28 protein-coding genes and 1 tRNA gene are annotated in these 26,005 nt (G+C 64.4%); 16 read left to right on the plus strand and 13 right to left on the minus strand.

The window, feature by feature from the left end; all coding sequences use genetic code 11:
- The first annotated feature begins 43 nt into the window (after positions 1-43).
- Together thrS and infC are read left to right on the plus strand one after the other, a co-directional pair.
- On the plus strand, positions 44-2,026 hold the full coding sequence (gene thrS / locus ET21_RS0114005) for a threonine--tRNA ligase (protein WP_030540185.1): 1,983 nt from the start codon (positions 44-46) through the stop codon (positions 2,024-2,026).
- Between the two features lie 127 nt (positions 2,027-2,153).
- The gene (infC, locus tag ET21_RS0114010) at positions 2,154-2,687 is read left to right on the plus strand and encodes a translation initiation factor IF-3 (RefSeq protein ID WP_030540186.1); all 534 of its coding nucleotides are present in this window, start codon (positions 2,154-2,156) and stop codon (positions 2,685-2,687) included.
- A 1,015-nt stretch (positions 2,688-3,702) separates the two neighbouring features.
- On the opposite strand, the gene msrA is transcribed toward infC, so the two are convergent.
- The 5 genes from msrA to pabB all read right to left on the minus strand — a co-directional run bounded on the left by msrA (position 3,703) and on the right by pabB (position 8,036).
- A complete protein-coding gene (gene msrA / locus ET21_RS0114020) occupies positions 3,703-4,374 on the minus strand; it encodes a peptide-methionine (S)-S-oxide reductase MsrA (RefSeq protein WP_030540188.1) in 672 nt (223 codons plus the stop codon).
- Positions 4,361-4,534 (minus strand): hypothetical protein, encoded by a 174-nt coding sequence (locus ET21_RS28190; RefSeq protein ID WP_021238110.1) that lies wholly within the window; start codon positions 4,532-4,534, stop codon positions 4,361-4,363. The genes msrA and ET21_RS28190 overlap by 14 nt, the downstream gene beginning before the upstream one ends.
- Positions 4,535-4,880: 346 nt before the next feature.
- Positions 4,881-6,083 (minus strand): pyridoxal phosphate-dependent aminotransferase, encoded by a 1,203-nt coding sequence (locus tag ET21_RS0114030; RefSeq protein WP_030540189.1) that lies wholly within the window; start codon positions 6,081-6,083, stop codon positions 4,881-4,883.
- A 122-nt stretch (positions 6,084-6,205) separates the two neighbouring features.
- Positions 6,206-6,829: an aminotransferase class IV gene (locus ET21_RS0114035; RefSeq protein WP_021238108.1), complete on the minus strand. Its 624-nt coding sequence runs from the start codon at positions 6,827-6,829 to the stop codon at positions 6,206-6,208.
- 31 nt (positions 6,830-6,860) lie between these two features.
- Entirely contained in the window at positions 6,861-8,036 is a 1,176-nt protein-coding gene (pabB, locus tag ET21_RS0114040; RefSeq protein WP_030540190.1) for an aminodeoxychorismate synthase component I, read from the minus strand.
- A 97-nt stretch (positions 8,037-8,133) separates the two neighbouring features.
- On the opposite strand from pabB, the gene ET21_RS0114045 reads away from it, so the two are divergent.
- A complete protein-coding gene (locus ET21_RS0114045; RefSeq protein WP_030540191.1) occupies positions 8,134-8,520 on the plus strand; it encodes a DUF983 domain-containing protein in 387 nt (128 codons plus the stop codon).
- A 21-nt stretch (positions 8,521-8,541) separates the two neighbouring features.
- Here the strand turns inward: ET21_RS0114045 and ET21_RS0114050 are convergent, their stop codons facing one another.
- Positions 8,542-8,979 carry a thioesterase family protein gene (locus ET21_RS0114050; protein WP_021238105.1) on the minus strand — a complete coding sequence of 146 codons (438 nt, stop codon included), beginning with the start codon at positions 8,977-8,979 and terminating at the stop codon, positions 8,542-8,544.
- 208 nt (positions 8,980-9,187) lie between these two features.
- Here ET21_RS0114050 and ET21_RS0114055 point away from each other — a divergent pair, with 208 nt between their 5' ends.
- The gene (locus ET21_RS0114055; RefSeq protein WP_030540192.1) at positions 9,188-10,417 is read left to right on the plus strand and encodes a cytochrome b/b6 domain-containing protein; all 1,230 of its coding nucleotides are present in this window, start codon (positions 9,188-9,190) and stop codon (positions 10,415-10,417) included.
- 49 nt (positions 10,418-10,466) lie between these two features.
- Positions 10,467-11,567, plus strand: a complete 1,101-nt coding sequence (locus tag ET21_RS0114060) for an AI-2E family transporter (RefSeq protein WP_030540193.1) — start codon at positions 10,467-10,469, stop codon at positions 11,565-11,567.
- Positions 11,568-11,645: 78 nt separating this feature from the next.
- Here the strand turns inward: ET21_RS0114060 and ET21_RS0114065 are convergent, their stop codons facing one another.
- The 3 genes from ET21_RS0114065 to ET21_RS0114075 all read right to left on the minus strand — a co-directional run bounded on the left by ET21_RS0114065 (position 11,646) and on the right by ET21_RS0114075 (position 14,066).
- Complete coding sequence (locus tag ET21_RS0114065) at positions 11,646-13,511, minus strand: ABC-F family ATP-binding cassette domain-containing protein (RefSeq protein WP_030540194.1); 1,866 nt, start codon at positions 13,509-13,511, stop codon at positions 11,646-11,648.
- 65 nt (positions 13,512-13,576) lie between these two features.
- Positions 13,577-13,897 (minus strand): multidrug efflux SMR transporter, encoded by a 321-nt coding sequence (locus ET21_RS0114070; protein WP_030540195.1) that lies wholly within the window; start codon positions 13,895-13,897, stop codon positions 13,577-13,579.
- Between the two features lie 82 nt (positions 13,898-13,979).
- A tRNA-Tyr gene (locus ET21_RS0114075) sits at positions 13,980-14,066 on the minus strand.
- A gap of 104 nt (positions 14,067-14,170) precedes the next feature.
- On the opposite strand from ET21_RS0114075, the gene ET21_RS0114080 reads away from it, so the two are divergent.
- Together ET21_RS0114080 and ET21_RS0114085 are read left to right on the plus strand one after the other, a co-directional pair.
- On the plus strand, positions 14,171-14,911 hold the full coding sequence (locus ET21_RS0114080; protein ID WP_021238100.1) for an RNA methyltransferase: 741 nt from the start codon (positions 14,171-14,173) through the stop codon (positions 14,909-14,911).
- A gap of 77 nt (positions 14,912-14,988) precedes the next feature.
- The gene (locus tag ET21_RS0114085) at positions 14,989-15,723 is read left to right on the plus strand and encodes a hypothetical protein (protein ID WP_030540196.1); all 735 of its coding nucleotides are present in this window, start codon (positions 14,989-14,991) and stop codon (positions 15,721-15,723) included.
- Positions 15,724-15,745: 22 nt separating this feature from the next.
- Here the strand turns inward: ET21_RS0114085 and ET21_RS0114090 are convergent, their stop codons facing one another.
- On the minus strand, positions 15,746-16,063 hold the full coding sequence (locus ET21_RS0114090; RefSeq protein WP_030540197.1) for a 2Fe-2S iron-sulfur cluster-binding protein: 318 nt from the start codon (positions 16,061-16,063) through the stop codon (positions 15,746-15,748).
- A gap of 77 nt (positions 16,064-16,140) precedes the next feature.
- On the opposite strand from ET21_RS0114090, the gene ET21_RS0114095 reads away from it, so the two are divergent.
- The 3 genes from ET21_RS0114095 to ET21_RS0114105 all read left to right on the plus strand — a co-directional run bounded on the left by ET21_RS0114095 (position 16,141) and on the right by ET21_RS0114105 (position 17,517).
- Positions 16,141-16,758: a DNA-3-methyladenine glycosylase gene (locus ET21_RS0114095; protein WP_021238097.1), complete on the plus strand. Its 618-nt coding sequence runs from the start codon at positions 16,141-16,143 to the stop codon at positions 16,756-16,758.
- Between the two features lie 3 nt (positions 16,759-16,761).
- A complete protein-coding gene (locus ET21_RS0114100; RefSeq protein ID WP_030540198.1) occupies positions 16,762-16,980 on the plus strand; it encodes a hypothetical protein in 219 nt (72 codons plus the stop codon).
- A gap of 99 nt (positions 16,981-17,079) precedes the next feature.
- Positions 17,080-17,517 carry a response regulator gene (locus ET21_RS0114105; RefSeq protein WP_030540199.1) on the plus strand — a complete coding sequence of 146 codons (438 nt, stop codon included), beginning with the start codon at positions 17,080-17,082 and terminating at the stop codon, positions 17,515-17,517.
- Here the strand turns inward: ET21_RS0114105 and ET21_RS0114110 are convergent.
- Together ET21_RS0114110 and murA are read right to left on the minus strand one after the other, a co-directional pair.
- Positions 17,462-18,985: a sensor histidine kinase gene (locus ET21_RS0114110; protein ID WP_030540200.1), complete on the minus strand. Its 1,524-nt coding sequence runs from the start codon at positions 18,983-18,985 to the stop codon at positions 17,462-17,464. The two genes, ET21_RS0114105 and ET21_RS0114110, sit on opposite strands and share 56 nt — an antisense overlap.
- Entirely contained in the window at positions 18,978-20,261 is a 1,284-nt protein-coding gene (gene murA / locus ET21_RS0114115; protein WP_021238093.1) for a UDP-N-acetylglucosamine 1-carboxyvinyltransferase, read from the minus strand. Before murA ends, ET21_RS0114110 begins: the two co-directional genes overlap by 8 nt.
- Positions 20,262-20,472: 211 nt before the next feature.
- Between murA and ET21_RS0114120 the strand changes: the two genes are divergently transcribed.
- A complete protein-coding gene (locus tag ET21_RS0114120; protein ID WP_021238092.1) occupies positions 20,473-21,207 on the plus strand; it encodes a Crp/Fnr family transcriptional regulator in 735 nt (244 codons plus the stop codon).
- 16 nt (positions 21,208-21,223) lie between these two features.
- Here ET21_RS0114120 and ET21_RS0114125 read toward each other — a convergent pair whose 3' ends face one another.
- On the minus strand, positions 21,224-21,790 hold the full coding sequence (locus tag ET21_RS0114125) for an HNH endonuclease (protein ID WP_021238091.1): 567 nt from the start codon (positions 21,788-21,790) through the stop codon (positions 21,224-21,226).
- A gap of 95 nt (positions 21,791-21,885) precedes the next feature.
- Between ET21_RS0114125 and gluQRS the strand changes: the two genes are divergently transcribed.
- The 5 genes from gluQRS (at position 21,886) to egtD (ending at position 25,980) form a co-directional block, all read left to right on the plus strand.
- Positions 21,886-22,818, plus strand: a complete 933-nt coding sequence (gluQRS, locus tag ET21_RS0114130) for a tRNA glutamyl-Q(34) synthetase GluQRS (RefSeq protein ID WP_030540201.1) — start codon at positions 21,886-21,888, stop codon at positions 22,816-22,818.
- Between the two features lie 9 nt (positions 22,819-22,827).
- Positions 22,828-23,061 carry a twin transmembrane helix small protein gene (locus tag ET21_RS0114135; RefSeq protein WP_021238089.1) on the plus strand — a complete coding sequence of 78 codons (234 nt, stop codon included), beginning with the start codon at positions 22,828-22,830 and terminating at the stop codon, positions 23,059-23,061.
- Between the two features lie 27 nt (positions 23,062-23,088).
- On the plus strand, positions 23,089-23,658 hold the full coding sequence (locus ET21_RS0114140; protein WP_030540202.1) for a cob(I)yrinic acid a,c-diamide adenosyltransferase: 570 nt from the start codon (positions 23,089-23,091) through the stop codon (positions 23,656-23,658).
- An 86-nt stretch (positions 23,659-23,744) separates the two neighbouring features.
- Entirely contained in the window at positions 23,745-25,013 is a 1,269-nt protein-coding gene (egtB, locus tag ET21_RS0114145; RefSeq protein WP_030540203.1) for an ergothioneine biosynthesis protein EgtB, read from the plus strand.
- Positions 25,014-25,017: 4 nt separating this feature from the next.
- Positions 25,018-25,980, plus strand: coding sequence for an L-histidine N(alpha)-methyltransferase (gene egtD, locus ET21_RS0114150; RefSeq protein ID WP_030540204.1), 963 nt, complete (start codon positions 25,018-25,020; stop codon positions 25,978-25,980).
- Positions 25,981-26,005: the final 25 nt, after the last annotated feature.

Genomic DNA, 26,005 nt, shown 5'->3' on the forward strand with positions numbered 1-26,005 from the left:
GCTGCTCGATCCCATAGACAGAAAGACCTGACCCTTGTCCGCCATGCTCAAGATCACCCTGCCCGACGGTTCCGTGCGTGAAGTCGCGCCCGGCACTACTCCGGCGGACATCGCGGCGGCGATCGGGCCGGGTCTGGCCAAGGCCGCCATCGCCGCGCGGGTGGATGGCGAACTGCGCGACATCATGCGCCCGCTGGAGCAGGACGCTCAGCTCGCCCTGGTTACGTCGCGGGACGAGGCGGACGCGCTGGAACTGGCGCGCCACGATTTCGCGCATATCCTGGCCGAAGCGGTGCAGGCGCTGTTTCCCGGCACGCAAATCACTTTCGGCCCGGCGACGGATGACGGCTTCTATTACGACTTCGCGCCCAGGGACCGCCCCTTCACGGAAGAGGACCTGCCCGCGATCGAAGCGAAAATGCGGGAGATCATCGCCGCCGACAAGCCGCTGCGCCGCGAAGTATGGAAGCGCGAGGACCTGATCGCGCGCTGGCGGGCCGAGGGCGAAACCTTCAAGGCGGAATGGGCCGCCGAACTGCCCGAAGGCGAGGAGCTGACCGTCTACTGGTCGGGCGGCGACTGGCTGGATATGTGCCGGGGGCCGCATCTCGCCTCTACCGGCAAGCTCGATCCGGCCGCGTTCAAGCTGACGCGCGTGTCGGGCGCTTATTGGCGCGGCGACCAGAAGAATGCGATGCTCTCGCGCATCTACGGCACCGGCTGGCTCAACAGGAAGCAACTGGACGCGCACCTCACGCGCCTTGAAGAAGCCGCCAAGCGCGACCATCGCAAGCTGGGCGCGGAGATGGACCTGTTCCATCTCCAGCAGGAGGCGCATGGCTCCGTCTTCTGGCATCCCAAGGGCTATATCATCTGGCGCGAGCTGGAAGCCTATATGCGCCGCGCCATCGATGCGGCGGGCTATCGCGAGGTCAAGACGCCCCAGGTGATGGACGCGCGCCAGTGGGAGCAGTCGGGCCACTGGGGCAAATATCGCGAAAATATGTTCGTCATCCCTGACGAGGTTCCCAACGTCGCCGACGAAGGCCCGCTGGTGTCGGACGATGCCGACTGGATGGCGCTCAAGCCCATGAACTGCCCGGCGCACGTCCTGATCTTCCGTCAGGGGATCAAGAGCTATCGCGACCTTCCCTTGCGCTTCTACGAAAATGGCTGCTGCCATCGCAACGAGCCGCACGGGGCGCTCCACGGCCTGATGCGCGTGCGCCAGTTCACGCAGGACGACGCGCATATCTTCTGCCGCGAGGATCAGATCGTCGAGGAAGTGCGGGCCTTCTGCGCGCTCGCCGACCGCATCTACAAGGATTTCGGCTTCACCTACTCGATCAAGCTGGCGCTGCGGCCCGAAAAGCGCTTCGGCACCGAGGAGATGTGGGACAAGGCCGAGGAAGAACTGCGCAACGCCGTCGCCGCCGCTGGCCTCAACACGCCGGAATATGGCTGGGAGGAACTGCCCGGCGAAGGCGCCTTCTACGCGCCCAAGCTGGAATGGCATCTGACCGACGCGATCGGGCGGACGTGGCAGGTCGGCACCATCCAGTCCGACCGCGTTCTGCCGGAGCGACTCGACGCTTCCTACATCGCGGAGGATGGCGAGCGGCACCGGCCGGTGATGCTCCACCGCGCGATCTTCGGTTCCTATGAGCGGTTCATCGGCATCCTGATCGAACATTATGCGGGCAAGTTCCCGCTCTGGCTTGCGCCGGTGCAGGCGGTGGTGGCGACCATCGTGTCCGACGCGGACGGCTATGCGCAGCAGGTCGTCGAGAAGCTGCGCGCGGCGGGCATCCGGGCGGAAACCGACATTCGCAACGAAAAGATCAACTATAAGGTGCGTGAGCATAGCCTGGCCAAAGTGCCCAACCTTCTGGTGGTCGGCCGCCGCGAGGCGGATGAGGGCACGGTCGCGCTGCGCGAACTCGGCAAGGAGGGGCAGAGCGTCCTTTCGGTCGATGATGTGATCGCCCGCCTTGCAAAAGAGGCGCGCGCTCCCGATATGGCGTGAGGCAGCGATGCCACATGGGGCCGGTAAATCCGCGCGCGCGGGCTTGCCGCCCCTTTCGGCTTTGCGCTAAAGGCCGCCAAAGCCATTTTCGTGAATCACTATAGGAGAAGCCGCTATACGTCCCCCAATGATGCGCCGTCCGATGGCGCCGCCGCCGAAGTCCGGTCCCCGTTATAATGAGTTCATCACCGTGCCCAAGGTGCGGGTGATCGACGACGAAGGCGAAAATCTGGGCGTGATGTATACGCAGGAGGCGATGGAGCGCGCGTTCGAGATCGGGTTGGACCTGGTCGAAGTGTCGCCCACCGCCGACCCGCCGGTGTGCAAGTTCCTCGACATCGGCAAATATAAGTATGAGGCGCAGAAGAAGGCGAACCTCGCGCGCAAGACCCAGCGGACGCAGGAGATCAAGGAGATCAAGATGCGCCCGAACATCGACGATCATGACTATGATACGAAGATGAAGAAGGTCCACGACTTCATCGGCGAAGGCGACAAGGTGAAGATCACCCTGCGCTTCCGCGGCCGCGAGCTGAGCCACCAGCAGCTCGGCATGCAGCTGCTCCAGCGCGTCGCGGAAAATGTCGGCGAGATCGCCAAGGTCGAAGCCTATCCGCGCATGGAAGGCCGCCAGATGCTGATGGTGCTGGCGCCTAAGTAAGCGGCTGGACAGCGAAAGCTTTAACGGGCGGAGCTTGGCGACAGGCTCCGCCCGTTTTTATGTGCTTATGCCTGATCAGCAGGGCTGCATAAGCTGCTGGCCGACAGACGGCGAGGATATCCCGCCTTCCTTCATCGTCACCCTGAACGCGTTTAAGGTTCATTTCTCCAGATAAAGCTGCCGCCGGTGAGGACAGATGGATGCTGAAACAAGTTCAGCATGACGACGGTGAAATGCCTGCTTTCGACCATAGCCAGACAGTATCTCGGAAAATTCACCGATCCGACAGCGGCGTCTACGTTTCAGGCATCGCTTGCTTACTCACGTATTTTCGTTAGCTTTGCAGAATGCTAGGGGCTGCACTCGCGTTGTTTTATCTGGCGGCGGGAAACGCTGTTCTTGCGCTCACAGTCGGCACGTGCACGCAAGGCGATGCCAGTCGGTTATGGGGAGGAGCACTCTCCCTACTATTCTACGGGATCGGCGTGCTATTCCTGCGGCAGACATCCAAACCCGTCCTTGCTCTGATCTTACTAATCCCACTCGCGCCAATCCTCATTTGGCAGGCGAATTTCGCTTTCAAACTAACGATAGGGTTCTGGTTCTTTGATCGTTCTGCGTGCGATATACTCGAGGGAGCCAGCGGCCAGTTGGTGGATGGTGGTGAGCCGATCTACGCTGCGATATGGCTAGCCGTTGCCGTAGTCTCTTGGTTGGGCTTGGCGGCGCTCGCTGTAAAGTGGAAGCGAGCCAAAATCGAACGTTCGTAGCCGTATAGTGATGGCTGCTTTTCCGATGTTATTCCGAAAGCCGCCAGTCCGCTTCACCCATCCTCGTCGTCCCCGCGCAGGCGGGGACCCATGTCGCCTTCCGCAATCCAGTCGTGTGCGGAGAGATAGGTCCCCGCCTGCGCGGGGACGGCGAGGTTTCGAACCGGCGGCGCCCGCTATCCGCCCCTCTTCCCACGCCATCAAAGACGGGGGAATGCCACCCCCCACCCTCGGATCAAAAATCCTCAGGCGGCCGGTCTGACCTGATAGAGGTTCGGGAACATCGCCTTGAAAGCCGCAAGCTTCGGCGCATCCCAGCGCTGGATATAGGGGTGGCGCGGGTTCCGGGTCAGGAAATTCTGATGATAGGCGTCGGCCGCCTGAAATCCGGTAAAGCCTTCCACGCGCGTGACGATAGGATCGCGCCACAGCTTCGCCCTGCCCAGTTGCGCCAGATAGGCTCGCGCCGCTTTCGCCTGCCCCGCGTTCAACGGGAACAGCGCGCTGCGATATTGGGTGCCACGGTCCGGCCCTTGATAATTGAGCGTGGTGGGATCGGCGATCACTGAGAAGAAGACGCGCAGCAGCGTGCCGTAGCTGACCTGCGCGGGATCGTAGGTCACCCGCACGGCCTCGGCGAAACCCGTGTCGCCCCTGCTGACCCGTTCATAATCGACCTTGCGCCCCTTCGGCCCGCCAGCAAAGCCGGACACGGCGGAGCGCACCCCCTTCACATGCGAGAAAACACCTTCCACGCCCCAGAAGCAGCCGCCCGCGAAGACGGCCGTCTCCAGCTTTTCACGCGACGGCGCTTCGACGGCGGGCACCGGCGCAAGGACCGGCCGCTCGGCGCGCAGGGGGGAAGCGACCAGAAGGGCCGCGAGGACGGCAAGGGCTATGCCGTCAGAGCGCCGCATCGGCCGGGCTGGCGTCAGGCGCCGCATTCGCGGAAGCGGCCATGGCCGGGCTGACCAGCGCGGGCGGATCGCTGGGTTGAAGCGCGATCATGCCAGCCGTGCCGATCACGAACCCGCCCAGAAAGCGGAGGAACAGGTCGGACTTCAGAAATGCCACCATGGCCTTCTTCCTTTCGATCTTGCCCTTGCATGAGCGGGCTAACAGAGGGCGGCTTAGCCCCGGCTTAACGGCGGGGAAGCGCCTTTAGGTTTTAGATTGAAACGCGATATAAGCCGCCAGCCCGTTTCCACAAGGCCGCGAATGGCAAAAATGCGTTTCCAAATGGAGGCCCTGCTACCGCAACGGGATCGCCGCTCACGTCCACGAACGCGGGGAGAAGGCGCTATGCCTACGGGATTTCCACTCGCACCGGGCTTGTCGAACGGCTCACTCCTCGACGAAGAAGAGGCTTCGACAACTCAGCCCGAACGGGCCGGCATCATCCCGATCCGAAGCTATGCCCCCTTCACTTCAAGGCGGCGCAGGCTTCCTGGATGCGGGTGCAGGCCTTCGCCAGCACCTCTTCCGACGTCGCATAGCTGATGCGGAAGGCGGGCGAGAGGCCGAAGGCCGCGCCATGGACGGCGGCCACCTTCGCTTCGTCCAGGAAATAGCCGATCAGCGTTTCGTCGCTGTCGATGAGCTGCCCCTTGGGCGTCGTCTTGCCGATCACGCCGCTGGCGTCGGGATAGACGTAGAAAGCGCCTTCGGGCACCGGGCAGTTGAGGCCCGGCGCATCGTTCAGCATCGACACCACCATGTCGCGGCGCTTCTGGAACGCGGCGTTGCGCTCCACCAGGAAGTCCTGCTCGCCGGTCAGCGCCGCCACGGCCGCCGCCTGGCTGATCGAGCAGGGGTTGCTGGTGGACTGCGACTGGAGCTTGCCCATCGCCTTGATCATCCATTCCGGCCCGCCCGCAAAGCCGATGCGCCAGCCGGTCATGGAGAAGGCCTTGGAGCAACCGTTCACCGTCAGCGTGCGGTCATACAAATCGGGGCACACCTGCGCGATGGTGGCGAAGGGAGTCGGCGCATACCAGACATGCTCATACATATCATCGGTCATCACCAGCACATGGGGGTTGCGCAGCAGCACCTCGCCCAGTTCCTTCAGCTCGCTCGCCGAATAGGCCGCGCCCGAAGGATTGGACGGGGAATTCAGGATCACCCACTTGGTGCGCGGGGTGATCGCCGCCTCTAGCTGCGCGGCGGTGATCTTGTAGCCCTGCGCGGCCGGGGCTTCGATGAACACCGGCGTGCCGCCCGCGAAGTTCACGATGTCGGGATAGCTGACCCAATAGGGCGCGGGGATGATGACCTCGTCGCCCGTATCCACCGTCGCCACCAGCGCGTTGAACAGCGTGTGCTTGCCGCCCGAATTCACGCTGATCTGGCTGCGCTTGTAGACAAGGCCATTGTCGCGCTTGAACTTGAAGGCGACCGCGTCCTTGAGGTCGGCGGTGCCGTCGACATCGGTATAGCGGGTCAGGTTGTTGCGGATGGCGGCGATGCCTGCCTCTTTCACGAAGTCGGGCGTATCGAAATCCGGTTCGCCCGCCGACAGGCCAATCACGTCCACGCCTTCGGCTTTGAGGGCATTCACACGCGCGCTCATCGCCAGGGTGGCGGAGGGCTGGATGCGGCCGAGGGCAGCGGAAGTCTGGCTCATCGTGACATTCTTTCCCAAAAGATGCTCATGCCCGCGCGCGGCGGACGCGAGGCTCCTTAGAGCGCTAAGCCGGACGGGGCAACCGCCAGTTGGCCGATGGCGGCATGGTGCGGGGCGAACCGCTATTTGACGAGGGAGGCCGCCACCATGCCTCGCGCCGCATTGCCGATGAAGAAGCCCTGTTGCAGGTCGCACGGGCGCAGGTCGTCCTCCACCGCTTCGCCCATGTCGATCAGGCTGCGGCGCAGCACGCCCGGCAGCAGCCCGCGCGACAACGGCGGCGTCACCAGCTTGTCGCCGCGCTCGACGAAGATGGACGAAAAGCAGCCTTCGGTCAGAAAGCCGCCGGCATCGGTCATCAGCACCTCATAGGTGCCGCCGCGCTTGAGGATGTCGCGGTAGAGCGAACGGTCGGTGGTTTTGTGCAGCAGGCGCGGGTCGCTCGCCGGGACGTCGCGCGGCACGATCGCCACATGCATGATCGCCTGCGGCCAGGTGCGATGCTCGCGCACCTCGATCGCCGTCGATCCGCGCCGCGACACCAGCAGCCGCAACCGGCTGCGCTCACGCAGGCGGAAGGTCGCGGCCTGCAATTCGTTGCGGACGTCATGCCGGTCGAAGGCGAAACCCAGCGCCGTCGCGCTGGTCTTGATCCGCTCAAGATGCAGCTCCAGCAACCTGATGCCCTCGACCGGGTCGAAGGCCATGGTTTCCAGCAGGTCGAACCGTCCGTCAGCCACTGACATCGAAACTATTCAAGCCCCCTGTAGCTCAAGATCAGGTTCCCGCCAGAAAACGGCCCTTGGCCAGGCACTCCGCCCATTCGGACTCTACATCGGAGTCCGCGACGACCGCCGACCCCAGCCCCAAAAGCCCTTCCCTCTTCCCTTCTTCAACGCAAATGGTGCGGATGGCAACATTGAAGGCAGCGTCACCGTTCGGATCGATCCAGCCCATGGCCCCGGTATAAACACCGCGTGAGAAGGCTTCTACTTCAGTTATGATTTCCATCGCCCTCACCTTCGGCGCGCCGGTGATCGATCCGCAAGGAAAAAGGACGCGCAGCACATCGACCGGCGACAGCCCCGGAAGAAGCCGGGCGCGGATGGTTGAAACCATCTGGTGGACCGTGGGATAGGTTTCGACATGGAACAGGTCCGGCACCGTGACGGTCCCGGCGCGCGACACCCTGGCCATGTCGTTGCGCAGCAGGTCCACGATCATCAGGTTTTCGGCGCGCTGCTTGGCGTCGGCCTCAAGTTCGCGGGCAAGCATCGCATCGCGCGCGGCATCCGTGCTGCGAAGCGCGGTTCCCTTCATCGGCCGCGCCGTCAACTGCCCGCGCACGCTGGTGAAGAAGAGTTCGGGCGAGAAGGACAATATGTCATGCCCGCCCGTGCGGATGACGCCGCCATAGCCCGCCTGCTGACGCGGCCTGACCGCGGCGTAGAGCGCCATCGGATCGCCGCTGAACCGCGCGGCGCAGGGGAAGGTCAGGTTCACCTGATAAATGTCTCCGGCGCGGATGAACTCCTGCACCGTGCCGAATGCGGCGCGGTAGTCAGCTTCGCCGATCAGGGGCCGAAGCGGATCGATGCTCACCCCGGCGGGATTGGGCAGCAGTCCCGGCATCGCCTGCGGCTTGATGAACCGCACCCCGTCGAACAGGCCGAACCACAGGAGCGGCGTTGAGGAAGAAGTGCGCTCGTGCCGCTGCGCCAGCGGAGCCAGCCGGTCCTCCAGCGCAAGCCCTGCCTCATAGCTTAGATAGCCCGCCGCATGGAACCCGGCTTCGGCGGCTTCGGCGATACGATCCAGCGCTGGCTGCACGTCTTCCAGCCTCTGCGCCTCGATGACCGCGACGGGATCGCGGTACAGGCGCGCCGGGGCCGCGTTGCGCGTCCGCGCGTCATCGAACAGGACAAAGGCTTCGTCAGGACCCGGCAGACGCATGACCGCCTCTTAACAGTCTTTCGCGCGGGCGAAAGGGCGCTGCTGCCATTATTGCCCCGGTTGCGCCGCCGCGTCCGCTGGACCATAGGAGCAACCCATGACCGACGCGCCACCCCCTGCACGCAATCTCGACCGGCCCCTGCGCCCGGCCCTGTCGCTGGCGCTGCGCGGGCGCTGCCCGGCCTGTGGCGAGGGACGCATGTTCAAGAGCTTCCTCAAGCCCTCCTCCGGCTGCGAGCATTGCGGCCAGAAATGGGACGTGTCCCGCGCCGACGACTTCCCGGCCTATATCGTCATTCTGCTGCTGGGGCACATATTGGTGCCGCTGATGATAGAGGTGAACAGCGTCCTTTCGATCCCGCTGGGCGTGCAGGCCGTGCTATGGCCCGGACTGGCGGTGATTCTCGCGGCGCTGATGATCCAACCGGCCAAGGCGGCGGTCATCACCTTCCAATGGTCGCGGCGGATGGACGGGTTCGCCTGACCCTTCGCTCCACGGCGACGTTCAGCCCGGCTGGCGCAGGAAATTCCGCTCCATTGCCTCGCGCAGCGTTTCATCGATGGTCCGGCGGCCTTCCGCGCCATGAGTCACGACCGTCGTGTCGCAGGTCGCCACGCAAACGCCCTTCTGAAACGCGGCCGAACTGACCGTCCAGCTCGTGCGGCCGATATGGCCGATGCCGCAATGCACTTCGAACGGATAGGGAAAGTGCGACTCTTCGACAAAGTTGAGAGAAACGGCTGCGACCAGCCAGCGCACGCCCTGTTCCTGCGGGTGACGGCCCAGATGATGGTGGAACCGGATGCGCGCGGTTTCGAATATGCCGGATATCGCCACATTGTTGATGTGGCCCATCGTGTCGATATCCTGAAAGCGCGTATCGAGCGTGGTGATGAAGCTATATGCTTCCGGGCTCAGACGCCAGGCTTCTGGTTTGGCCATGTCCTGCTTTCCAATATATTATCCCTATCCGTCTTAGCTCGTGCAGGCCCGGATTCAATGAGCAAGGGAAAATTGGCGCAACTGCGACCTTTTTGACACAGCGCCATATGGAGAGCCAAGCCGATTAACGTTGCGTTTCCGTTACTGACATGGACTTTGCAGGCGGCGAAGCATAGCCTCGCGCCGACCCATAATGGCCGGAGATCCCATGCGCCGCTACAGCCTGATCGCCATCTTCCTGCACTGGACGATCGCCGCCCTGCTCGCCTTTCAGATCAGCGTGGGATGGGCGCTGGAAGATTTGGGGGCGCGCGGCTTTTCGCTTTACCAACTGCACAAGTCGATCGGCATCAGCATTCTTGTCCTGACCCTGATACGCATCGGTGTGCGCATCTGGAAACCGCGTCCGGCTGCGGTGGAAGGAGGTTGGCAGGGCGCGCTCGCCAAAGCCGTGCATGGCGGCCTTTACGCCTTCATGCTGGGCGCGCCGCTGACTGGATGGGCGCTGGTGTCGACCGCGCGAGTGAAAGTGCCGACTTTGATCTTTGGCGTCATTCCCCTCCCCCATCTGCCGCTGCCTGCCAGCGCGCATGAATGGGCGGAGGGCGGACATGGATTGCTGGCGTGGCTCGGCATCGCCCTTTTCCTGCTGCATGTCGCGGGGGCGTTGCGCCACCATTTCCTGCTGCGCGACGGGCTGTTGTGGCGAATGATGCCCGCGCGCTCGCCCCTGCTACTGGTGCTGCTGCCCGGCCTGATCCTTGCCGGGCTGGTATTGGGCAAGGCGATCCTTCCCGTCGCCGCTCCCGCCAAAGCGCCGCCGCAAGCGACCGCGCCAGAGACGGCCAAGGCTGGTGACGTCCCGGCAGCCGCGCCGCCTGCCGCTGAACCTCAAGCGGCGCAGCCCGACAATGCAGCGGCCCCACCGGCGGAGGAGCCAACTGCCCCGCCCCCGTCCTGGACCGTGCAGCCCGGCGGCCGCATCGGCTTTTCGGTGGATAATGGCGGCGAGGCGATCAATGGCAGTTTCTCCCGCTGGACGGCGAAGATCGTCATGGACCCCGATCGTCCCGAAAGCGCCGACATTCGCGTGGAGATCGACCTGACCAGCGCAAGCGTCGGCGACGCCTATCAGGATGGCATGCTGGCGGGCGACGAATTCTTCGCTACCGCCGCGCATCCTAGGGCGGTCTTTACCGCCAAAGGTGCTGAGGCCAGCGGACGCAACAGCTATCGCGCGTCGGGCACGCTGAGTCTGAAAGGGGTCAGCCGGCCGCAGGCGATCCGCTTCACCCTGTCGGGATCGGGCCAGAGTCGCGAGGTGGCGGGATCGGCCAGCATAGCCCGTTTGCCGTTCGGCGTCGGCAATGGCGGCAGCAGCACCAACCTGGCCCCGCAAGTCGCGGTCAATTTCCAGTTCGGCGCCAAGGCGGACTGACGCCGCCAATACATGGATTTGCCGCCCGACTTCTGCCAAAGCGGAAAACATGAATCACAAGCCGCAGAATGTCCGCATCGAAGATGGCGTTTTCCTCGGCTTCGTACTGATCGTCTCCATCGCCTTCGCGCTGGTGATCGAACCTTTCTTCGCCGCGATCCTGTGGGGGGTGATAGCGGCGATCCTGTTCACGCCGCTCAACCACAATCTGCTTTACCGGATGCCCGGCCGTCCGAACACTGCCGCCGGGCTGACACTGCTCATCATCGTGGCGGTCGTGATCCTGCCCGCCATCGTCCTGACGATCGCGCTCGTGCAGGAAGCCACCTTGTTCTACGGCCGCATCCAGTCGGGCGAGATCAACATCGCCCGCGTCTTCGCTCAGTTCCAGGCACGACTCCCCGACTGGGCGTCCGCCTTCCTCGCGCGGCTTGGCGTCACCAATTTCGCTGCCGTGCGCGAGATGCTGAGCGAGGGGATAGCATCCAGCTTCCGCACGGTGGCCACGCAACTGTTCCAGGTCGGCCAGAGCGCGTTCAGCTTCTTCGTTGCGCTCAGCGTCACGCTCTATCTCACCTTCTTCCTGCTGCGCGACGGGCCGTCGCTCGCCGCCCGGCTTGATCGCGCCGCGCCGTTGCGGACAAGCCACAGACGCGCGTTAATGCAGCAATTTGTCGTCGTGACGCGCGCGACGATAAAGGGCAGCATCGTGGTCGCGGTGGTCCAGGGCTTGATCGGCGGCGTCGTTTTCTGGGCGCTCGGCATCCCCGGACCGCTGCTGTGGGGCGTGCTGATGGGGTGCTTTTCCCTGATCCCGGCCGTTGGAACGGGTCTGGTCTGGGTCCCGGTAGCGCTCTACCTGCTGGCGACGGGAGCGATCGCCAAGGGTGTGATACTGGTCTTTTGCGGCCTGTTCGTGATCGGCCTTGTTGATAATCTGCTGCGGCCGATCCTGGTGGGGCGCGACACGCGGATACCGGATTATGTCGTGCTGATTACCACGCTGGGCGGCATCGATATGTTCGGTTTCAACGGGATCGTCATCGGCCCGGTAATCGCCGCCCTCTTCATCGCGACCTGGAACATCGTGACCCGGATGCGGACGGGGGACGGGATAGAGGGGCCGTTGACGAAGGAAGAAGCGCGATAGGGCTGGAGCATTCATCCGGGTAGCGGACGTGCCCGCGAGGCAAGAGGCCAGTTCAAACGTCTCGCAAATGGGTGAGCCTCAAAGCTCCTCCAGCGCCGCACTCGCCTCCATCCAGGCTTCCTCGGCGGCCTCCAGCTTCTTTTCGACGGAAGCGCGCTTCACCATCAGGTCGGTCATCGTCATTTTCGCTTCCGCGCCGGTTGCCGATTTAGGATCGAACAGCGCCTGATCGATCCGGCTACGCTCCGCCGTCAGCAGCGCCATTTCCTTTTCAGCCTTGCTCACGGCATTTTTCGCCACCTTCTGCTTTTCGCGCCACTCGGCCGCGTTGCGTTTTTCGGCCTTGCGATCGACCTTGGGCGCATCGCCGCCGCCATTGCCATCGGCCTTTCGCAGGATGATGTCGGTATAATCTTCCAGGCTGCCATCAAATGGCTGGGCCGTCCCGCCATCGACCAGCACCAGACGGTCGGCCACCAGTTCGATCATGTGACGGTCATGGGACACGATGACCACTGCGCCCGAATAATCGTTCAGCGCCTGAACCAGCGCTTCACGGCTATCGACGTCAAGGTGGTTGGTCGGTTCGTCGAGGATCAGCAGGTGCGGCGCGTCGCGCGTGATCAGCGCCAGCGCCAGCCGCGCCTTTTCTCCGCCCGACATGGACCCGACCTTCTGCGTGGCGCGCTCGCCCGAAAAGCCGAACCGGCCGAGCTGGGCCCGCACGGCGCCCGGTGTCGCACCCTTCATGACGCGCGTCATATGTTCAAGCGGCGTGTCCGCGACGTCCAGTTCCTCAACCTGATACTGAGTGAAATATCCGACATTCATCTTGGACGAACTGTTCATCGTCCCTTCCATCGGCGCGAGCTGGGCGGCGATCAGGCGAGCCAGCGTCGTCTTGCCATTGCCGTTGCGGCCAAGCAGCGCCAGCCGGTCATCAGGATCGATGCGCAGATTGACGCGCCGCAGCACCGGCGTGTCGCCATAGCCTACCGCCGCCATGTCCATGGTGATCAGCGGCGGCCGCAGTTCGGGCGGGCTGGGGAAGGCGAAGGCCAGGCTGGGGTCCTCGATCGCGGCGGCGATGGGCTGCATCTTCGCCAGCGCCTTGGCGCGCGACTGCGCCTGCTTCGCCGTGGAGGCGCGGGCGGAGTTGCGGGCGACATAATCTTGCAGCTTTTCCCGTTCCGCCTGCTGCTTCGCGCGAGCGGCCTCCTGCTGCGCCAGCCGTTCGGCCCGCTGCCGCTCGAACGCATCGTAACCGCCGGGATAGAGGGTGACCTTGCCGCCCTCCAGGTGCAGGATATAGTCGACCACATTGTTGAGCAGGTCCCGCTCGTGACTGATCACGACCACGGTCCCGCGATAGGCTTTCAGGAAATTCTCCAGCCACAGCGTTGCTTCCAGGTCGAGATGGTTCGACGGCTCGTCGAGCAGCAGCAGGTCGGGCTCGGAAAAGAGCAGCGACGCCAGCGCCACGCGCATCTTCCACCCGCCCGAATAGCTGTCGAGCGGGCGCCCTTGCATCTCTTCGTCAAAGCCAAGGCCGACAAGGATGCGCGCCGCCCGCGCCGGGGCGGTATAGGCGTCGATGGCGTTCAGCCGTTCGTAGATATGGCCCAGCCTGTCCGGGTCTTCGGTATGCTCCGCCTCGGCAAGCAGCGCCGCCCGCTCCGCGTCGGCGGCGAGCACCGTTTCGAACGGCGTCGCCGTGCCCGCCGGAGCTTCCTGCGCGATATAGCCAAGGCGCATGTCACGCGGCATGTCGCAGCTGCCCTCATCCGGGTCGATCTGACCGATCATCACCTTCATCAGCGTCGATTTGCCAGCCCCGTTGCGGCCGATCAGTCCGACGCGGCTGCGCGGCGGCAAGGCTGCGCTCGCGCGGTCGAGAATGGTGCGGCCGCCAAGGCGCACGGTGATGTCCTTCAGATTCAGCATGCGCGCGCCTTAGCAGGAGATTTGCGCAGGGTCAGCCCTTTGCTGCAACGCGGCGCGAGGGCCGCTCAGGCAGTGGCGAACAGCTTCGTTCCGACGACGCCGATGACCGTCAGGGCCATGAAGCCTGCCTGCACCGGCGTCACCCGGTCGCCGAACAGGATCACCCCGCCGATGATGACGCCCACCGCGCCAAGGCCGGTCCATACCGCATAGGCCGTGCCAGCGGGCAGTCCCCTCATCGCGAGCGCCAGCAGGCCCATATTTAGGAAGCTCAGCGCGATAGGCACGATCGACGCCTGCCACGTGCCGGCGGTGGCCGCCCATTTCAGGCTGAGCGCCCAGCAGATTTCGGAGATCACGGCGATGCCAAGGATAAGCCACGCCACGGCAGCGTTCCTTCTCGTCAGGCGGGCTCTGAAGGAGGACGCGCGAGCCGGAAACCCGAAAGAGGCGGCGCATCCGCAAGGGTGGTGGACAGGGCTGGATTCGAACCAGCGTACGGGAAACCCGGGCAGATTTACAGTCTGCTGCCTTTAACCACTCGGCCACCTGTCCAGTGCCCTGACGCGGTGAACTGCTGTCGTGTCACCGCGCTGGAGGCGCGCTCAATGGCGAAAGGACGCTTGCCTGTCAATGGTCCGATGTGAAAAGAGCGGTCCATGAAAAAAGGACATCGCACCCCCAAGCCCAAGGGCAACTTTCCGCGCTTCTATGGCCGTCATGCCGTGACGGCCGCGCTCGCCAATCCGGATCGCACCGTGCGCAAGATCTGGGGCACGCGCGAGGCGCTGAACGCGCTGGACCTGCCGCCCGTGCTTCCCATCGTCTATGCCGACGGCGCGGATCTTGGACGCATGGTGCCGTCCGACGCGCCGCACCAGGGCATCGTGGCGGAAGTGGAGCCGCTGGACGACGTATGGCTAGGCGACGTGCTGGAGGAAGGGCGCGACGACCGCCGCCCCGTGCTGGTGCTCGACCAGGTGACCGATCCGCACAATGTCGGAGCGATCCTGCGTTCGGCGGCCGCCTTCGACGCGCTGTGCATCGTCACGCAGGACCGGCATGCGCCGCCCGAATCAGGCGTGCTCGCGCGTGCGGCATCGGGCGCGCTGGAAATCGTGCCGTGGGTGCGCGTGGTGAACCTTGCCCGCGCGCTCGATGAGATTGCGGAAGCGGGATATTGGCGCATCGGCCTGGACGGCGAGGCGGAGACGAACCTGGGCGATGCTATCGGCGAATCGCGCGTCGCGCTGGTGCTCGGCGCGGAAGGCGAAGGGCTGCGCCATAACAGCATGGCCCATTGCGACATATTGGCGAAGCTGCCGATCAGCCCGCGCATGGAAAGTCTGAACGTGTCCAATGCGGCCGCGATCGCACTTTATGCGGCGGCGAGCCGCTGAAGGCGTGTAAGCTGGTGCAATCATCATTGCGCGGCGGCCGCCCCGCGATGATGGCGGACCAAGAGATGGGGGTATCGATGGCCGTTCTTTTCCGCTCCATGGGCGCGCTCGCCGCGCTTCTGGCGCTTTCCGCCTGCCTGGTGACGCCCGGCAAGTTCGAATCAACGCTCGACATCCGTGCCGACCGGCAGTTCAGCTTCACCTACAAGGGCGAGATACTGGCGTCCGACATGAAGGGGCTGCAATCTGCGCCCAGCATTCCGGTCGACGGCGATGACCCGCAGACCAAGGACAGCGCCTACAGGAAGACGGCGCATCTGGAGGTGGCGGATGAGCAATTTGACGCCAGCACGGCGCGGAGCGACGAAGCCCAGATGCAGGCGATCGCCGCCGCCCTGTCGAAGGAGAAGGGTTTTCGCTCGGCGCGCTACATGGGCAAGCACCGCTTCGAGATCGACTATGCGATCAGCGGGCGGCTGACCCACAGCTTCCTGTTTCCTTTCAACAGCGATGCGAAGATCGTCCTGCCCTTCGTCGCCGTGGAATTGCGCGGGGACGACCGGGTGCGGGTGAAGGCGCCGGGCTATTCCAACAGCTTCGACCAGAGCGCGCCACCCATGGCGCAGGGGGAAGCAGCCGACGACGCGGCAAAGGCGCTGGACGGCGTCTTCACCCTGACCACCGACGCGGAGATCGTCAGCCAGAATCAGGAAGACGGCGCCCAGAGCACGGCGCAGGGAAAGCGCATCTCGTGGCGGATAACACCGCTGACCAGCGAAGCGCCCATGGCGACGCTACGCGTCAGCCGTTAGGCCCTGGACGCCTTGTTGCGGATCAGTCTTCCGGCGCGATGGTGACGCGCAGGCCGTCCAGATCGTCGTTCAGCGTAAGCTGGCAGGACAGGCGGCTGGTTTCGTTGCGATGGTCCGAACTGTCGAGCAGGTCGTTTTCGTCCTCGCTGATCTCCGGCAGCTTGCCGGCGAAAGCGGGATCGACATAGACATGACAGGTCGCGCAGGAACAGCACCCGCCGCAGAGCGCCAGCAGTTCGTCAAAACCTTTGTCGCGGATGACTTCCATCACCGACAGGCCAGCATCGCCTTCAACGGCCTGTTCTTCACCTGACCGGTTGACCACAATCAACTTGGGCATGTACTCAAATCCCCTCAAACATCCTCGCCACTCATAGGCTGGGTCGCCGATAAATCAAGAGCGGGAAAGCCAGCGCCATGGTGACGACAGTAGAAAGGTTGCGCGAAAGCCTGGACGCGATCGCGGCGCTGGAGCCGGGATTCGCGGCGGCCATCGGCCGGGTGGGCTACCCCCTGCCCCGGATGCGGGAGCCGGGATATGAGACATTGCTGCGCACCATCGTAGGCCAGCAGGTCAGCGTCGCCGCGGCGGCGGCCGTCTGGCGCAAGCTGGAGGCGGAACTGGGCGAAGGCTGCGCGCCGGACATATTGCTGTCGCGCGATTTCGAGGCGCTGCGAAGCTGCGGCCTGTCACGCCAGAAGCAGGGCTATGCCCGCAGCCTTGCCGAACTGGTGACCAGCGGCGCGATCGACCTGCATGCCCTTCCGCAAGAGGACGAGGAAGCGATCGCGCTTCTGACGCGGATCAAGGGCATCGGGCGCTGGTCGGCGGAAATCTACCTCCTCTTTGCCGAAGGGCGGCCCGATATCTGGCCAGCGGGCGACCTGGCCGTGCAGGTCGAGGTCGGACGCATCCTCGGACTTCCGGAGCGGCCGAGCGAGCGCCAGACGCGCGAGGTCGCGGAACGCTGGCGTCCCCACCGCGGGGCGGCCGCCATCATGGCCTGGCACCATTATAATACAGAGGTTCTTTGACTCATGCCCCTCCCCCACGCACGCTACATCGTCCTTGAACATGGGGGCGAGTGGAAGATCAATCTCGACAATCGCTATTACGGCCCCTTTGCCACCCGGCAGGCCGCCGTCGACAGCGCAACCGACACGGCGCGCAAGGCAAGCGAGGGCGGCTATCCCGCCAGCGTGCTGCTGATGCAGGGGACGAAATTCGAAACGCTCTGGACCACGGAAGCCGAATAAGCGGCAAAGCGGCCCCGTACCGCTGACCGGACGTTTTTCCGGTGCACGGGGAACCTAACCGGATTCCGCGCATTTATGCCCACCAACCCGGTCTATGGCATGAGCAAGACAGTTCTGATCGTTGAAGACGAAATTTTCGTCGCACTGGAAATTGAACAGATCGTTGAGGATGCTGGCTTCACGGTGGGCGCGATCGCGGCCGACCGGGAAGCCGCATTGGCCGCCGCAGCCGCATGCGACATCGCCCTCGTCGACCTGAACCTGCGCGACGGCCCCACGGGTCCGGGGATCGGCATGGAACTGGCCGGTCAATTCGGCATCCAGGTCATCTACGTCACCGCGAATCCCGCACAAATCGGCGCGGCGGCCGAGGCGGCGCTGGGCGTCATCGCAAAGCCTTTCCGCGCCGACAGCATCACTGCGACGCTAAGGCTCGTGGCGGACGACAGCAGCGAACTGACGGCCGCCCAGATCGCCGGGTTTACACCGTTCCCGCCGCCGTCCGGCTCATGGAACGGAATGGGACCCGCAGGCTGATTTTCAGACCCTCGGGCCGCCATTCGCGCACCATCTCCCCGCCAAGCTGACGTTCGACGCTGAGTTGCATCAGGCGGCTGCCGAACCCTTCATGGCTTGCGGGGGTGACAACCGGACCGCCTTCCTCGCGCCAGGTGATGCGAATGTCTCCGCCTGTCCGCTCCACCGCGATGTGAATGCGCCCTCCGGGCACCGACAGCGCTCCATATTTGGCTGCATTGGTGGCAAGTTCATGGAACAGCAGCGCGAGCGGGGTCGCCGACCGGTCGTCGATTGCGGGGTTCTCGCCCGAAAAGGCGATACGGCTGCCCTTCTCATCATTATAGGGCGCGAAAATCTGCTCCAATATGCCGCGCAGGCCGCCTCTCTGCCCCTCTACGCTGGCGTCATCACCATGGGGACGCACGAAATCATGCGCCCGGCCGAGCGCCATGATGCGGTCGCGCAGGTCGTCGGCGATGTCGCGAATCTGTGGATGGGCGCGGGCCGACAGGCCGATGAGGCCGGAAATCACGGAAAAGATGTTCTTGATGCGGTGAGACAGTTCGTGCGCGATGACCTCGCGCTCCTCCAGCATCAGCTTCTGCTCGTGAATTTCGGTGCAGGTGCCGATCCATCGCGTGATCCGCCCCTCTCCGTCCCGGATCGGCAGAGCGCGGCCCAGCGTCCATCGATATTCGCCGCTACGATGCCTCAGCCGGTATTCGACGTCATAGGGCTCGCCAGTGGCCAGCGAGCGGCGCCAGCATTCCCAGGCCTTCTCGCGGTCGTCGGCATGGAACATGCCCGCCCAGCCGTCGCCATCGGTCGATCCTTCCGGCACGCCGGTATATTCATACCAGCGGGCATTGTAATAATCGTGGTAGCCGTCCGCCAGCGTCGACCAGACCATCTGCGGCATGGTGTCGGCGAGCGTCCTGAACAGCCGGTCGCTTTGCGCCAGGGCTTCGGCATCCCTGATCTGCTGGGCGATGACGTCCTGGTCCCGCCTGCGTCCTTCCAGCACAACCATGACATGCCGCGCCAGCAGCGCAAGGCCCTGGCGTTGAAGCGGCGTCAGGTCATCACGCGGCCGCTCGTCGATGACGCACAGCGCCCCCAGCGGCACCCCTTCCCGGTCGAGCAGCGGCGCGCCCGCGTAGAAGCGGATGTGCGGCGGCCCCAGCACCAGCGCATTATCCCTGAAACGCGGGTCCGAAGTAGCGTCGGACACCACGAAGATCGCACTGTCCATCATCGCATGCGCGCAAAAGGATACGTCGCGCGGCGTTTCTTCCGCATCCAGCCCCGTGCGGGCGAGGAAGCGTTGCCGCTCATCTTCCACTATGCTGACGAGCGCGATCGGCGCATCGCAGAGAGCCGAGGCGAATTCGGTGATCTGGTCAAGAGCGGAAAAGCCGCCTGCGTCCAGATCGTAGCGCGCCAGCAATGCCGCGCGGTCCGTATCCAGGCCGCAGCCGTTAGCCATCGCTGACCCGTTCGATGTCGGCCCCTACCGCCGACAGCTTTTCCTCCAGCCGTTCATAGCCGCGATCGAGATGGTAGACACGGTTCACCTGCGTTTCGCCTTCCGCCGCAAGGCCCGCCAGGATCAGGCTCATCGATGCGCGCAGATCCGTCGCCATCACCGGCGCGCCGACCAGGCGGTCGACGCCCCGCACCACGGCGGTGCGGCCATTGACGCCGATATCGGCGCCCATGCGCGCCAGTTCGGGAACGTGCATGTAGCGATTTTCAAAGATGGTCTCGGTCAGCACCGATGCGCCACTGGCCTTCGTCAGCATCGCCATGAACTGCGCCTGCATGTCGGTCGGGAAGGCCGGGAACGGCGCGGTGGAGAGGGTCAGCGGCTTCAGCTTGCCATCCGACGACACCTTGATGCTGCCCTTCATCTCCTCCACCTCGACGCCCGCGTCGCGCAGCGCCGCCAGGATGGCGTGCATGTCGGCGGCATTCGCGCCTGCCAGTTCCAGCGAGCCGCCGGTGATCGCCGCCGCGCAGGCATAGCTGCCCGCCTCGATCCGGTCCGGCATGACGCTGTATGTCGCGCCGTGCAGGCGCTGGCGGCCATGGATGGTCAGCTTGTCGCTGCCGATGCCTTCAATGTCGGCGCCCATGGCGGCGAGCAGGTTGCAAAGATCGACGATCTCCGGCTCCCGCGCGGCATTTTCCAGGATGCAGGTGCCCTTCGCCAGCACCGCCGCCATCAAGGCGTTTTCGGTTGCGCCCACGGACACGACCGGGAAAGTGTAGATGCCGCCCGGCAGCCCGCCGTCAGGCGCGCTTGCCCGGACATAGCCCGCGCTGATTTCGATCACCGCGCCGAACGCTTCCAGCGCCTTCAAATGCAGGTCGATCGGCCGGTTGCCGATGGCGCATCCGCCGGGCAGCGAAACGCGCGCTTCGCCCGCGCGCGCGAGCAGCGGCCCAAGCACCAGGATGGAAGCACGCATCTTGCGCACGATATCGTAGGGCGCTTCCGTCGAAGTGACACGGCCCGCGCGCAGCGTCATGACCCGCCCGAAATCCTCCGGCCGCGCCCCTTCGATCATGGTCGACACGCCCAATTGATTGAGCAGATGGCCAAAGCTGTCGACGTCGGCGAGACGGGGCAGGTTGCGCAACGTCACCGGTTCGTCGGTCAGCAGGGCGCAAGGCAGCAAGGTCAACGCCGCGTTCTTCGCGCCGGAGATGGGAAGGCGGCCATTGAGCGCTTTGCCGCCGCGAATATGAATGCGGTCCATCGGCTGGGTTCTTAACGTTAATTGCGCCGCGCGCAAGGCGGGAGGCATGCCGGAGCACCAGCACCGTATCGGCCTGCTTGCGCCCGCAGAAACATTTGCATGATCCAGCAGCCAATATTGATCGAGTTTAGTGCACGAGGCGCGATTGCAGCCGAAAGACGGGCGGGGGCGTTATGCCATCGTAACGACAAGCTAAGAAGAAGGTATCCGGGTGGCGACAAGTTGTTTCGCGGACAGGCTGGCCAAGCATGTGCAGCTGTCCGATGCGGAAAGAAGCGCGCTTGCCAGATTGGAAGAAAATCCGCGTAAAGTGAAGCGCGGCGCCATGATCCAGCGCGTCAATGAAACGGTTACGGAATTGTTCGTCCTTCGCGAGGGGCGGGCGATGAGCTTCGTCCTGCTTCCCGACGGCAGCCGCCAGATTCTGCGCGTCTATTTCCCCGGCGATTTCATCGGGTCCGCCAGCACCATCTACAGCAAGGCTCCCGAATCCCTGGTTGCGCTGTCGGACGTGGTCATCTGCCCGTTCGACAAGCATGCGCTGCGCCGCCTGCTGGAGGAACATCCGCGCGTCGCAGCGCTGCTGTTCCTGCTGTCCAACGCCGAACGGGTCGCGCTGACCGACCGCCTCGCATCACTTGGGCGGACATCGGCGAAGGCGCGGGTCGCGTCCTTCCTGCTCGACATTTTCGACCGGCTGCGTGTCACGGATGATGGCGTGACCGACAGTTTCGACCTCAAGCTGACGCAGGAAGAGATTGGCGACGCCATAGGCCTCACCTCCGTCCATGTGAACCGCATGGTCCGGCAGATGGAGCAGGAAGGGCTGATCAGCCGGGCCAACGGGCGCATCACCCTGCTGGACATGGAACGGCTGGAAGAGATCGGCCACTACACCAATCGTCACAAGGACATGGATTTCGACTGGCTCCCCAGCCAGCCATGAAGCCGTGGCCTGCGGATCAGGCGAGCAATTCCACGTCCCAATAAAGCCAGTCGTGCCAGCTTTCGTGCAGATAGTTGGGCGGAAAGGCGCGGCCATGTTCCTGCAACTGCCAGCTGGTCGGGCGGATCGGCGTTACATGCAGACGCATCCCCGCCTCCTTCGGCGTGCGCCCGCCCTTGCGCAGATTGCATGGTGAGCAGGCGGTCGCGACATTTTCCCATGTGGTGCGGCCGCCCGCACGGCGCGGAACGACATGGTCGAACGTCAGATCGTTGCCCGATCCGCAATATTGGCAGGCGAAACGGTCGCGCAGGAACAGGTTGAAGCGGGTGAAGGCTGGATGCTCGGAGGGGCGGACATATTGCTTGAGCGCGATGACCGACGGGATTTTCATTTGCAGGCTGGGGCTGTGGACCTCCCGCTCATAGCTGGAGACGATGTCCACCCGATCCAAAAAAACCGCCTTGATGGCGGTTTGCCAAGGCCACAGGCTCAACGGGTAATAACTGAGCGGCGTATAGTCTGCATTCAGAACCAGCGCCGGGCAGTTTTCCGGGTGCCGTATCAGGTCGGGATGGTACATAAGAACCCTCAATCCCCCTTTGCCTACGTCCTGATTGACCAGGATCGTGACGGGAGCATGACAGCATTAACGACCCCGATCCGTCAAGGCCAAGTATGACCCCTTCTTCCACGCCACAGCATATGGTGACGCGCTTCGCCCCCAGCCCCACCGGGCGCCTGCATGTGGGCCATGGCTGGTCCGCGCTGCTGGCGGAAGCGATGGCGCGCGAAAATGGCGGATCGTTCCGTCTCCGGATCGAGGATATTGACGGGACGCGCAGCCGCCCGGAGCATGTTGCGGGCATCATCGAAGACCTGCGCTGGCTGGGGATCGCGTGGGACGGCGAGGTCATCTTCCAGTCCGATCGCCTCGGCCAATATGAAGCGGCGCTTGACCGGCTGCGGGGGATGGACCTCCTCTATCCCTGCTTCTGCACCCGCGCCGACATCGCCGCGAGTACCAGCGCGCCCCATGGCCCAGAGGGGCCGGTCTATCCGGGCACCTGCCGGGCCTTGCCCCTGTCCGAGCGGGACAGGAGGATCGCGGCGGGGGAGCCGCATGCCTGGCGGATCGATATGAGCCGGGCGATCGCAGCCACAGGACAGCTCTATTGGAAATCCACTTCGTTTGCCCCGTTCGGATTGAGCTTGTCGAAGGTCAATCCACAAGCTCAGGGCGAACGGTTGATAGAGGCAAGGCCGCAGACCGCCGGTGACGTCGTCCTCGCGCGCAAGGATGCGCCCGCCAGCTATCATCTTTCCTGCACGCTCGACGACGCGGCCATGGGCGTCACCCATGTGCTGCGGGGGCAGGACCTGTTTGCCGCCACGCATGTCCACCGCCTGCTCCAGGCGCTGCTCAATCTCCCCTCGCCAGTCTATTGCCACCATCCGCTGCTGGCAGGCGCCGATGGCAAGCGCCTTGCAAAGCGGGACGGGTCGATCGCGCTCGCCGATCTGCGGGCGCAAGGCATGGACCCGGTCCAACTCTCCGCCGATTTGCTTGCCGCGCGCTTTCCGGTTGGCATTTCGCTGGCCAGCGCCTAGTTTTGAGCGATGAACACCGTCCTCATCATCGCCCTCATCCTTGCCATGGGCGCCACCCTGTTCGCGCTGGTGCGGGGGATCATCGCTTTCCTCCAGTCGACCAAGGAGCAGCTGAACTCGCCGGAAGGCGGACCCAGCCCGTCCAGCCTCAAGCAGAACAAGATGATGATGAACCGCATCCTGTTTCAGGCCGCCGCCATCATCATCGTCGCGATCCTGCTGCTGATGAAGGGCAATGGCTGAACCCGGCTTCGTGAAGGTGCGCGCGACATGGTGAAGCTCAACAAGATCTATACCCGCACCGGCGACGCGGGCACCACCGGCCTTGTGGACGGATCGCGCCTGCCCAAACATGCGCCGCGCATGCAGGCGGTCGGCGACGTCGATGAAGCGAACAGCGCCATCGGCCTTGCCGTGCTGGCGATCGGCGGCGCGCCGGAGGGACAATGGCTGACCACCATTCAGAATGACCTGTTCGATCTGGGCGCTGACCTCGCCACCCCGATCCCTGAGGGGGAGGATGAACCATGGACGCTGCGCATCGTCGCGGCGCAGGTGAAGCGGCTGGAAGATCAGATCGACGCGATGAACGCGGAACTGGCGCCGCTCGACAGCTTCATCCTGCCCGGCGGGTCGCCAGCGGCGGCGGCCGTGCACCTCGCCCGCGCCGTCACGCGCCGCGCCGAACGCAGCGCCACCGCCGCGGCGGCGGAAACTGCGCTCAACCCGCAGGCGCTTGCCTATCTAAACCGGCTGTCCGACCTGCTGTTCGTCCTTGCCCGCCGCCTGAACGGCAATGGCGCGGCTGACGTCAAATGGGTGCCCGGCGCGTCGCGCTGACGCCGCAAAGGCACAGCTTCGGAACATAAATCCTCCTTCATGCGCTTCCTTGTGGAAGGGCGGCGCAACATTTCGAAGGGGCATGCATGGCCAGGAGCCGGACCGCACCGAGCCAGGACGATCTTCTTTCCCGGTATCGCGAAATCCGTGCATTGAGCGAGGCCCTGGCGGCGGGCCTGTCGGATGCGGACGCCACGGCGCAGTCGATGCCCGACGCATCGCCCGCCAAATGGCATCTGGCCCATGTCAGCTGGTTCTTCGAAACCTTCGTGCTGCGCGACCATGCGGCCGGTTATGAGCCGTTCGATCCACGCTACGCCTTCCTCTTCAACAGCTATTATGAGGCGGAGGGCGCGCGCCATCCCCGGCCTGCACGGGGCATGTTGACGCGACCCGCCCTTGATGAAATCCTCGCCTATCGCGCCCATGTCGACGCCGCGGTTATCGATGCGCTGCCCGCACTGCCGGACGAGGCGCGATCATTGGTGATGCTGGGCCTGCATCATGAGCAGCAGCATCAGGAATTGCTGCTCACCGATATCCAGCATCTCTTTTCGCTCAACCCGCTGGAGCCCGCCCTGTTCGCCGCGCAGCCCTTCACGCCAGCGGCGGTGCCCGGCCCGCTCCACTGGATCGAAGGGCGCGAGGGGCTGGTCGAGATGGGGGACGATGGGAAATCAGACTTCGCATTCGATTGCGAGGGGCCGCGCCACAAGGCGGTCCTGCATCCCCATGCCCTTGCGCACCGGCTGATCACGAACGGGGAGTGGAGCGCCTTCATCGAGGATGGCGGCTATCGCAATCCGGCGCACTGGCTGTCCGACGGATGGAGCTGGGTCCAGGCTGAACGGATCGAGGCGCCGCTTTACTGGACCCGCGCGGAGCATGGCTGGACGCGGTTCGGGCTGGATGGGCGAAGGCCGGTCAACCCGGCAGAGCCGGTGACGCACATCAGCCTGTATGAGGCGGATGCTTATGCAAGCTGGGTGGGTGCGCGGCTGCCCACCGAAGCGGAATGGGAAAGCGCCGCGCTCAACATCGCGCCTTCGAGCGGCAATCAGCTTGATGAAGCCGCCTGCCCCCGCCCCCACGCGGCCGATGGCAGCGCCGGGCTGGGGCAGATGTTCGGCGATGTCTGGGAATGGACCGGCAGCGCCTTCCGCCCGCATCCCGGCTTCCACCCCGCCGAAGGAGCCGTGGGCGAATATAATGGCAAGTTCATGTCGGGCCAATTCGTGCTGAAAGGCGGCAGTTGCGCCACGCCGCGCGGCCATGTGCGGGCGAGCTACCGCAACTTCTTCTACCCGCATCAACGCTGGCAGTTCACCGGACTGCGGCTGGCCAAGGATTTATGACGCGATGCTGCTTGACCATCCCCCTACCCTGCCACGGGAGGCGGCCGATCCGGCGTTCCGGCACGACATTCTGGCGGGGCTTTCGCGCACGCCCAAGGCGACGCCGCCCATCTGGTTCTACGACCAGCGCGGATCTGAATTGTTCGAGGCGATAACGGACCTGCCCGAATATTATCCCACCCGGACCGAAATGGGGCTGCTGGAACGACATGCGGGCGAGCTTCCCGGCCTGACCGGACGAAGGCGGGCCGTGGTCGAGTTCGGCGCGGGCAGCGCGCGCAAGACGCCGCTCCTGCTGCGCGCGATCGATCCTGCCGCCTATGTCCCGATCGACATCAGCGGCGACTTCCTGCAATCCAGCAGCGCGGCCCTGGCCGCTGCCTTTCCCGGATTGCCGGTGCTGCCGGTCGTCGGCGACTTCTTGGGGGACCTGGCGCTCCCTTCGGCGATCGCTAACCTGCCGCGCCTTGGCTTCTTTCCCGGATCGACCATCGGCAACATGGCCCCCGATGCGGCCGTGGACCTGCTGCGCGCGATCCGCAGGCTGCTGGGCGAGGGATCGATGCTGCTGATCGGCATGGACCGGATCAAGGACGCGGACCGGCTGATCGCCGCTTATGACGATTCTCAGGGGGTGACGGCGGCCTTCAACCTCAACCTCCTTACCCGCATCAATCGCGAACTGGGCGGGAACGTGCCGCTGGACGCGTTCGTCCACCGCGCGATCTGGAATGACGGCAAGGCGCGCATCGAAATGCATCTGGAGGCAAGCCGGGCGCTAGACTTCCATGTCGCGGGGCGGCGCTTCCACATGGCGGCGGGCGAAACCATCCATACGGAGAGCAGCCATAAATATGGCATGCGCGACGCCCGCCTGCTGCTCCGCGCCGGGCGCTGGGATCCGGTGAGGGAATGGACGGACCCGGAGGGATTATTCTCGATGATCCTGGCGCGGGCTGGGGAGTAGCCGCTTGCCGAGCCTGTCGAAATCG

It is taken from the genome of Sphingobium sp. DC-2, assembly GCF_000722555.1.
Lineage (GTDB): Bacteria > Pseudomonadota > Alphaproteobacteria > Sphingomonadales > Sphingomonadaceae > Sphingobium > Sphingobium quisquiliarum.

Coding starts and splice junctions, on each gene's coding strand:
- thrS (WP_030540185.1), top strand. CDS start 44: ATGCTCAAGATCACCCTGCCCGACGGTTCCGTGCGTGAAGTCGCGCCC.
- infC (WP_030540186.1), top strand. CDS start 2,154: ATGATGCGCCGTCCGATGGCGCCGCCGCCGAAGTCCGGTCCCCGTTAT.
- msrA (WP_030540188.1), bottom strand. CDS start 4,374: ATGCGGCGCTCTGACGGCATAGCCCTTGCCGTCCTCGCGGCCCTTCTG.
- ET21_RS28190 (WP_021238110.1), bottom strand. CDS start 4,534: ATGGTGGCATTTCTGAAGTCCGACCTGTTCCTCCGCTTTCTGGGCGGG.
- ET21_RS0114030 (WP_030540189.1), bottom strand. CDS start 6,083: ATGAGCCAGACTTCCGCTGCCCTCGGCCGCATCCAGCCCTCCGCCACC.
- ET21_RS0114035 (WP_021238108.1), bottom strand. CDS start 6,829: ATGTCAGTGGCTGACGGACGGTTCGACCTGCTGGAAACCATGGCCTTC.
- pabB (WP_030540190.1), bottom strand. CDS start 8,036: ATGCGTCTGCCGGGTCCTGACGAAGCCTTTGTCCTGTTCGATGACGCG.
- ET21_RS0114045 (WP_030540191.1), top strand. CDS start 8,134: ATGACCGACGCGCCACCCCCTGCACGCAATCTCGACCGGCCCCTGCGC.
- ET21_RS0114050 (WP_021238105.1), bottom strand. CDS start 8,979: ATGGCCAAACCAGAAGCCTGGCGTCTGAGCCCGGAAGCATATAGCTTC.
- ET21_RS0114055 (WP_030540192.1), top strand. CDS start 9,188: ATGCGCCGCTACAGCCTGATCGCCATCTTCCTGCACTGGACGATCGCC.
- ET21_RS0114060 (WP_030540193.1), top strand. CDS start 10,467: ATGAATCACAAGCCGCAGAATGTCCGCATCGAAGATGGCGTTTTCCTC.
- ET21_RS0114065 (WP_030540194.1), bottom strand. CDS start 13,511: ATGCTGAATCTGAAGGACATCACCGTGCGCCTTGGCGGCCGCACCATT.
- ET21_RS0114080 (WP_021238100.1), top strand. CDS start 14,171: ATGAAAAAAGGACATCGCACCCCCAAGCCCAAGGGCAACTTTCCGCGC.
- ET21_RS0114085 (WP_030540196.1), top strand. CDS start 14,989: ATGGCCGTTCTTTTCCGCTCCATGGGCGCGCTCGCCGCGCTTCTGGCG.
- ET21_RS0114090 (WP_030540197.1), bottom strand. CDS start 16,063: ATGCCCAAGTTGATTGTGGTCAACCGGTCAGGTGAAGAACAGGCCGTT.
- ET21_RS0114095 (WP_021238097.1), top strand. CDS start 16,141: ATGGTGACGACAGTAGAAAGGTTGCGCGAAAGCCTGGACGCGATCGCG.
- ET21_RS0114100 (WP_030540198.1), top strand. CDS start 16,762: ATGCCCCTCCCCCACGCACGCTACATCGTCCTTGAACATGGGGGCGAG.
- ET21_RS0114105 (WP_030540199.1), top strand. CDS start 17,080: ATGAGCAAGACAGTTCTGATCGTTGAAGACGAAATTTTCGTCGCACTG.
- ET21_RS0114110 (WP_030540200.1), bottom strand. CDS start 18,985: ATGGCTAACGGCTGCGGCCTGGATACGGACCGCGCGGCATTGCTGGCG.
- murA (WP_021238093.1), bottom strand. CDS start 20,261: ATGGACCGCATTCATATTCGCGGCGGCAAAGCGCTCAATGGCCGCCTT.
- ET21_RS0114125 (WP_021238091.1), bottom strand. CDS start 21,790: ATGTACCATCCCGACCTGATACGGCACCCGGAAAACTGCCCGGCGCTG.
- gluQRS (WP_030540201.1), top strand. CDS start 21,886: ATGACCCCTTCTTCCACGCCACAGCATATGGTGACGCGCTTCGCCCCC.
- ET21_RS0114135 (WP_021238089.1), top strand. CDS start 22,828: ATGAACACCGTCCTCATCATCGCCCTCATCCTTGCCATGGGCGCCACC.
- ET21_RS0114140 (WP_030540202.1), top strand. CDS start 23,089: ATGGTGAAGCTCAACAAGATCTATACCCGCACCGGCGACGCGGGCACC.
- egtB (WP_030540203.1), top strand. CDS start 23,745: ATGGCCAGGAGCCGGACCGCACCGAGCCAGGACGATCTTCTTTCCCGG.
- egtD (WP_030540204.1), top strand. CDS start 25,018: ATGCTGCTTGACCATCCCCCTACCCTGCCACGGGAGGCGGCCGATCCG.